We start from the raw sequence: 6,303 nt of genomic DNA, 5'->3' as shown, positions 1-6,303 counted from the left end.
AAGGGCACGGTCTGGGTGGCTTCGCCACCGTCGATGTCGTCGACGATCTGGACGGATACCTTTTGTGCCATCGAAAGTGCCTTCCGCTAGGTCATGCCACGCCATCTCGGATTGGCGCAGTGCCAATAATTCTAGGCGTACGAAGTGTCCGGCATGGAGACGGCATCGGTACGGTGGTGTTGCGCGGCGTCAGGAGGTGACCGTTGCGTAGCTTCCCGGTTCCGTGAGCAGACTGCGGGAGATTACGTCGTTGATCATGCTGGGCTCGTCTTCAATATCGAGGAACGCGTCTCCGCCTACAGTTCCGAGTCGTTGGCGGGACATGTGCGCCGTGGGGATCATGGACGTGTCCGAGGAACCGTCGGAGCCGGTTCCCGCATCGGCCCCGCAGGTTGGCGGTAGAAAGTAGTGCATGGTGGAGTGGAATACGTGGCCCTTGCCGCCATCGGCCCGAGGGTCGTTGCGGCAGGTGTCGATGATTGGCTGAGGCGGATCCTGTTGGGCGACCCGCTTGCTGTTGTTCGCCGACCCGAGTTCTTCGATCTGCTGCCGCACGGCGGCTTCGGCGGGCGACACGTAGGAGTGGGCGCCGGTCTTAGCTGCTGCCTCACGCCCCTCAGCGAACGTAGCTTCTCGAGGGGGAGGCTGCGTATCGGGGCCCGGAGCGCTCGCATGAGCAGGCTGATCATTGTTGGTAACGGTGACGATGAGTCGACGTCGAGATCTTCTGCTATTCGGATGTAACGCTGCGGTTGTTCTGGTTCTCGGTCGGCTGGGAGGTGCATGAAATCGTTCAGTGGACGGCAAGAGTGTCGCGACGTTCAGGGAGCCGTGCTGCGCCACTGGCATTTCGCCATGCGCTGCCCCAGGTCGAACACAGGGCGTGGTCCCCGCAACGGCGCTAGTGTGCTCAAGGGGGCATAGTGAGTTCGTTGATGTGATGTGCGAGCGCGTCGATCTGGCCGAGTAGTCGGTCGAGGTCGACGTTCAGGTCCAGGTGCCGGACGTGGATGCGGATTCCGGCGGTGGGCAGGAGGTGGGTTGTGCCAGCGGGTGGGCCGTCGGCGTAGATGAGGGTCGCGTCGGGCAGGTTGGCCGCGGTCGCGTAGGCCAGGGTTTGGTAGAGGTGTTGTGCGTCGCCGTGGCCGGTGTCGAGGCGGTATTTGAGTTCGCCGACGAAGCGGCAGTGGCCGTCGATCCAGTGGCTCAAGTCCGGCTGGACGTGCAGTACTCGTCTGTGGTCGAGGTGAAGTGCCGAGTCAGCACCTGCGGGGAAGTTGTGTTCGTCCAGGCCGAGCGCCCGCCGGGTGCTTGTGCGGACGAACTTCTCGAACACCTCTGTCATTCTGACGGCGAACCCGGGAACGGTGATCCTTCCTGGGCCGAGCTCGGGCTCGGTGCCGCGGAGAATGAGCCGGGCGAGCTCGACCGCCGGCCTGTAGTGGTCGTTGAGCCGGGTCCATCGGACTACCGGTAACGACCCAAGGTTGCGGGGGACCGGAGTGACCAACTCGAACATGCGCTGTAGCCGGGCGATCGATCGGCGGACGTCGTTCGAGTTGATCGGGACCTGTGCCAGCAGGTCGAGTGCCGTGCGCAGCAGCTGGTTCTCGGGGATGTCCTCGTCGTGTGATTGGTAGGTCACCGCGAGCGGGAGGTCACGTCCCGGGGACACCCGCAGTTGTTCGGTGAAGTCGATGCGGCCGCGGACGGTGTGGAGTCGCTCGCGATGGTCGCGGTATCCGCGGAGGAGACCGGTCCGGACGGCCTGGTCACACATGTGCGTGAAGACCGCCGCCATGGCGTCGGTCAAGGATTCGGCGGTGCCGAGCGCGGCCTCGTCCGTCCACGACGGATCCACGGCATGGGTGATCAGGAACAGCACTCGGGCGATGGGCAACTTCGGGGCCACGACGATCGCGGTGTCGCCGACGATGACCATGCCGACCCGGTCCTGGGCCCGCACGTTGTACTGTCCGTCGCCGTTGTCGGTTCGCGTCACCAGGCATTTGAACGTCGCACGCAGGACGGTGACTTCGGCCGGCGTGAGCGGCACGTCGCGCCGCTCCCGGTACTCATGAAAGTGGAGTGTCCTCATCGGCGCCGCCTGTCACCTCCTTGCGTAAAGCCGCGAGTGAGAGTTCTTCCAGTTTGTGTGTCCGGCCGTGGAAGTGGTCGCGCAGTGTCGGGAGGACGGCGTGGTCCCAGAGCAGCTCGAGCCAGGCGTCGTCGATCGGCGTGTCCCGGAAGAAGTGACTCGGGCCGATGGCGGCGTCCGGGTCGGCGATCTTCTCGTTGGCCTTCTCGACCGCGTCGGCGATCCACCGGTAGTCGTGCTGGTGCTTGTCGAGGTAGCGGCGCAGTACTCCGGCCACGGGTTCGGTGTGGGGGGCGAAGTCCACGAAGTAGAACCGGCGCCGCAGCGCGCTGTCGAGCAGGGCGATCGACCGGTCCGCGGTGTTCATCGTGGCGATCAGCAGCAGGTTGGGCGGCAGGGTGATGGGCTGCTGGCGGTAGATCAGGTGGGCGTTCTGATCGCGGTATTCCAGGAGGAAGTAGAGCTCACCGAACACGCGGGCGACGTTGGCGCGGTTCAGTTCGTCGATGATCAGGACGTGGTCGTGGTCCGGGTTCTTGCGCGCCTGCTCGGCGATGGTGAGCAACGGTCCCGAGATGAGAGTGAAGCCGTTCCCGTCCTGGCGGGGGCGGTAGCCCTCGACGAAGTCCTCGTAGGAGTAGGTGGGGTGGAACTGCACGAGCCGCACCCGGTCCGCTGAACCGGCGAGCCACTCGGCGAGTTTCCGGGCGACATGGGTCTTGCCGGTGCCTGGAGTGCCTTGGAAGATCACCTGCTTCTTGTCCTTCAGCAGGGCGACGATCTTGTCGAGGAACGCCTCGTCCAGATACAGGCGCTCGGCGACTTCACTCAGCGGACTGTCAGGCTCTTCGACAGTGACGGGTCCGCCTTCGTCATCTGTGGCCGGTGTGGCCGGGAGTCGCGGCGGCACCGCGCCGGTGCCGCGGCGCCAGTCGCGGAACGCGGCGGTCTCTTCCTCTGTCCAGGTCTCGGGAGGGTCGTAAGTCATCAGCGCCCAGATGATCGATTGTGCGTCAAGCCGGTCGGACAACGGGGTGCCGTGGCGGCGGAACGCGTCCATGACCTGATCGAGGAAGACCAGGAACGCCTCGTATCGCTCACCATCTGTCGCGGCCGGCTCCGGCTTGGTAAAGCCGGTAAGGCGATATGCGAGATCGACCGCCCGTGCCCGCCACGGCGGGTAGTGGCCGACGTCGTCCGCTCCCAGCAGCACGGATGCCAAGCTGAGCCGTGCCCCGGCGCCGTCCGCAGCGGATCGGGGGAGGTTGGCTAGGAATCGGTCCACTGACTCGGGGCCGGCGTCTATCCAGAGGCCGCCGAGGATGTCCCAGCCGTCCTCGGCTTCGTTGAGCCAGCGCAAGAAGCTGTCGACGGTACGCCTGTCGACCACCTTGTGCTGTCGGAGAAACGTGAGGGCAGAGGTGTCGTGTGACGCGCTGGCGGTCAGCACTGCCGAGGCACCATCGTTTTTGTAGTCGCGCTCGTGGCTCTCGAGGTCGATCGACCGTTGCATCCGCTGCCCCCACCGGACCAGGGCGTTCCAGCGCTGGTTGGGTTTGCCCCAGTCCCACACGTAGGGCGATCGGTAAAAATTGACGAACTCGTCAGTGCCCCATCGCTCGTTCGGGGTCAGGCCGTGGGCTATTGACGAGACGCGGAAGGCCGCCGCTTCGGAGGCTGGGCCGGCCAGATGGGGCCAGGTTGTCTGGATTTTCTGGCGGTGTTCGCGGCTCACGACCGGGGCGAACACGTCCGGGAAGAGCAGATGTTCCAGGGCGAACCGTTGGATCGCCGCGCCGTTGTCCTCGAGACCGTCCAGGAGCTGAACGAACGCGCGAGGCTCCTCGAGCACGCGGCGACGGTCCGGGACGGAGAGTCCCTTGAGTGCCGCGACTGCCTCGATCAGATACGCGTACTGGCGCCACCGGTAGTTGTTGAAACCCTGGCCGGGGTTGATCAGTCCGGAGTCGAGCGTGCGGGCGAGGTTCTCCGGAATATCGTGGCCGCCGTCGACGAAACCGAGTACACCGCGGACCAGTTCCAGTTTCTTTTGGCCGCCGATCGCGGAGCTCCGCGCGATCAGCAAGTGCACGTACAACAGTTCCGCGGCCAGCCGCACGGCGCCCGGTGGCGACGTCGCCAGCTGCCCGCTCAGCTTGCCGAGAAACGTGCCTGTGCCCAGGTCCGGCTGCTGCACGTAGTCCCGGACCAGGATCTCGGTGTTCTCCAGGGTGGAGACATTGTCGTCCTCGAAGAGACTGAGATCGTCGAGCAGGCACCGGTCTCGCCACAGCTGCGCCGCCGCGTACACCGGTTGAGCGGAAGGGTAAGGAAGCCTCGTCCGGGTCATACCGCCATGAGATCAGAAATGGCGTTCCGCTGCGACCCTGCCAGATTCCGTTACAGAGCTAGTTCCTGTGCTGCCGCAGGTGCTTTCACCAGCCTCTTCTGGTGTGCCCGGCTCCAGTGATGTCCCGTGGTTGGGGAAGGTGGTCGAGAGCGCTGCGGTGGCTAGCCGCGTCGGTGACGGCGAGAAGCTGTGCTGATGGTTGCGCTGTCCAAGTGGGTTCGTCGGCGATCTGGCGCGCCGCATGACCCGACCGGAACGATGAACGCCGTCCACGTCAGCGTCGCCCAAAACCCGCCGCTCCATGACAGCGACGACAAAGTCTTCACCACCCGCGACGCCGTCATCGTGCTCGACGGCGCCAGCGCCCACGCCCCCGTGCCGGTCAGTCCCTCCACCTATGCCGACACCCTTGGCGGGCACCTTCGCGACCGCCTCGATGGCGATTCCGGCGTCGACCTGGCCGACGCCCTCGCCGACGCGATCACCGCCGCCACGATCCAGCTGAGCCTGACCACCGGTAGGTCCCCGTCCAGCACGGTGACCATCCTGCGCCACCGCGACGAACACGTGGACGTGCTCATGCTCGGCGACAACCTGGTGGTGTTGCCCGGCCGGACGATCACCGATCCCCGACTCCGCCACCTCGACATTCCCGAACGCCGGCAGTACAAACAGCGCCTCGCCGCCGGCACGGGATTCGACGACATCCACCGCGGACTGCTGGTCGCACTCCAGCGGCAGCAAGCGGCACGCCGCAACAGGCCCGGCGGTTACTGGATCGCTGAAACCGACCCGGCCGCCGCCTACCAGGCCATCGCGCCACCATCCCCGTCGAGCAGATTCCGTGGGCGATCGTGGCGACGGACGGCGCCTACACACCCACGCAGCACCTGGGCATCACCGACTGGCCCACCATCAGCGCGATGACAGCGGCAGATCTGCACGACATCCTGGCCCGCTGCCACACCTGGGAAGACGACGTCGATCCCGTCGCGCGGGCGCTGCCGCGCGCGAAACGCCACGACGACAAAATCCTTGCCGCAGTGCTCATCTAACTACGAGCGGCACTACGTCATATCCCAACTCCGTCATGGTGATTCCGCAATGACCTGTGGTGCGACACCGAGAATCAAGTTTTCCAGAGCGGTATCGCTGGTTCCGAAGCTCGCCACCCAGGTTTCAACGAGGACGATCTCACCTGACTCCGAGATTCCCAAGAAACAGCGACCGCGATCGAGTTCGCCGATCGGGAAGAGGTTCATACCGAGATGGATGCCCCAGTCGGCGAACCTGTCCGCCTCTGACTCGACATCAGCGGGATTCAGCTCGAAAGGCTCTCGCATGCGCGAGATGCCGCCCCCGCTGAGGTTCACCCGCAAGCCGCCGAACTCGGCGAGAAATCGTTCAGCGGCCTCATGCATGTGCACCAGTCCGTCAGCTTCCAGCGTGTCCCGCCAGACCGCAGTATTAACACGCCTCGCCGGCGCCCAGCCGGCCGATCGGAGCACGTGTTCAACCTCTGCCGAAAACCTGGTCATTCGCCCGTCCGCCACGTCACCTTCTGAGTAGGAACCTTCACCCTAACCGGCAGGTACCCGTCGTCGACGTGGGTTGTCCGCGCGTAGACGCCGCAGCACCAGCAGTTTCTGCCGATACCATGATCGGCACGGCGGGAACTATCGGTCTGGACGCCCCGCGCCTGCGACCGAGGGTTTACGTCCAGGTCAACGCTCCGTCGTCGCGAATGGCCGGGTCACCTGGATTGGGCGGGTCTTGCACGGCGGTGGGGTAGTTGTCGAGGCGTTCGGCGGTGTCGGTGAGCAGGGCGCTGATGCTGGCCCAGGTGGTGCGGTGG

6 protein-coding genes are annotated in these 6,303 nt (G+C 65.2%); 2 read left to right on the top strand and 4 right to left on the bottom strand.

Going from position 1 to position 6,303, the window contains the following annotated elements; all coding sequences use genetic code 11:
• Window positions 1-189: 189 nt before the first annotated feature.
• The 3 genes from ACLJO0_RS43995 to ACLJO0_RS43985 all read right to left on the bottom strand — a co-directional run bounded on the left by ACLJO0_RS43995 (window position 190) and on the right by ACLJO0_RS43985 (window position 4,448).
• Window positions 190-555 carry a hypothetical protein gene (locus ACLJO0_RS43995; protein ID WP_410585842.1) on the bottom strand — a complete coding sequence of 122 codons (366 nt, stop codon included), beginning with the start codon at window positions 553-555 and terminating at the stop codon, window positions 190-192.
• A 355-nt stretch (window positions 556-910) separates the two neighbouring features.
• On the bottom strand, window positions 911-2,056 hold the full coding sequence (locus tag ACLJO0_RS43990; RefSeq protein ID WP_410585841.1) for an McrC family protein: 1,146 nt from the start codon (window positions 2,054-2,056) through the stop codon (window positions 911-913).
• A 19-nt stretch (window positions 2,057-2,075) separates the two neighbouring features.
• The gene (locus ACLJO0_RS43985) at window positions 2,076-4,448 is read right to left on the bottom strand and encodes an McrB family protein (RefSeq protein WP_410585840.1); all 2,373 of its coding nucleotides are present in this window, start codon (window positions 4,446-4,448) and stop codon (window positions 2,076-2,078) included.
• Window positions 4,449-4,706: 258 nt separating this feature from the next.
• Between ACLJO0_RS43985 and ACLJO0_RS43980 the strand changes: the two genes are divergently transcribed.
• Entirely contained in the window at window positions 4,707-5,375 is a 669-nt protein-coding gene (locus tag ACLJO0_RS43980) for a hypothetical protein (RefSeq protein WP_410585839.1), read from the top strand.
• The gene (locus ACLJO0_RS43975) at window positions 5,372-5,503 is read left to right on the top strand and encodes a hypothetical protein (protein ID WP_410585838.1); all 132 of its coding nucleotides are present in this window, start codon (window positions 5,372-5,374) and stop codon (window positions 5,501-5,503) included. Before ACLJO0_RS43980 ends, ACLJO0_RS43975 begins: the two co-directional genes overlap by 4 nt.
• Before the next feature lie 33 nt (window positions 5,504-5,536).
• Here ACLJO0_RS43975 and ACLJO0_RS43970 read toward each other — a convergent pair whose 3' ends face one another.
• The gene (locus ACLJO0_RS43970) at window positions 5,537-6,001 is read right to left on the bottom strand and encodes an SUKH-3 domain-containing protein (RefSeq protein ID WP_410585837.1); all 465 of its coding nucleotides are present in this window, start codon (window positions 5,999-6,001) and stop codon (window positions 5,537-5,539) included.
• Window positions 6,002-6,303: the final 302 nt, after the last annotated feature.

Source organism: Amycolatopsis sp. lyj-108 (assembly GCF_046549005.1).
GTDB lineage: Bacteria > Actinomycetota > Actinomycetes > Mycobacteriales > Pseudonocardiaceae > Amycolatopsis.
Note: the sequence above shows the minus strand (reverse complement) of the source record. Positions and strands in the feature narration are given on the sequence as shown.

Excerpts from the sequence above, each read along its gene's own strand:
- ACLJO0_RS43975 (WP_410585838.1), top strand. The coding sequence starts at position 5,372 with ATGACAGCGGCAGATCTGCACGACATCCTGGCCCGCTGCCACACCTGG.
- ACLJO0_RS43980 (WP_410585839.1), top strand. The coding sequence starts at position 4,707 with ATGAACGCCGTCCACGTCAGCGTCGCCCAAAACCCGCCGCTCCATGAC.
- ACLJO0_RS43985 (WP_410585840.1), bottom strand. The coding sequence starts at position 4,448 with ATGACCCGGACGAGGCTTCCTTACCCTTCCGCTCAACCGGTGTACGCG.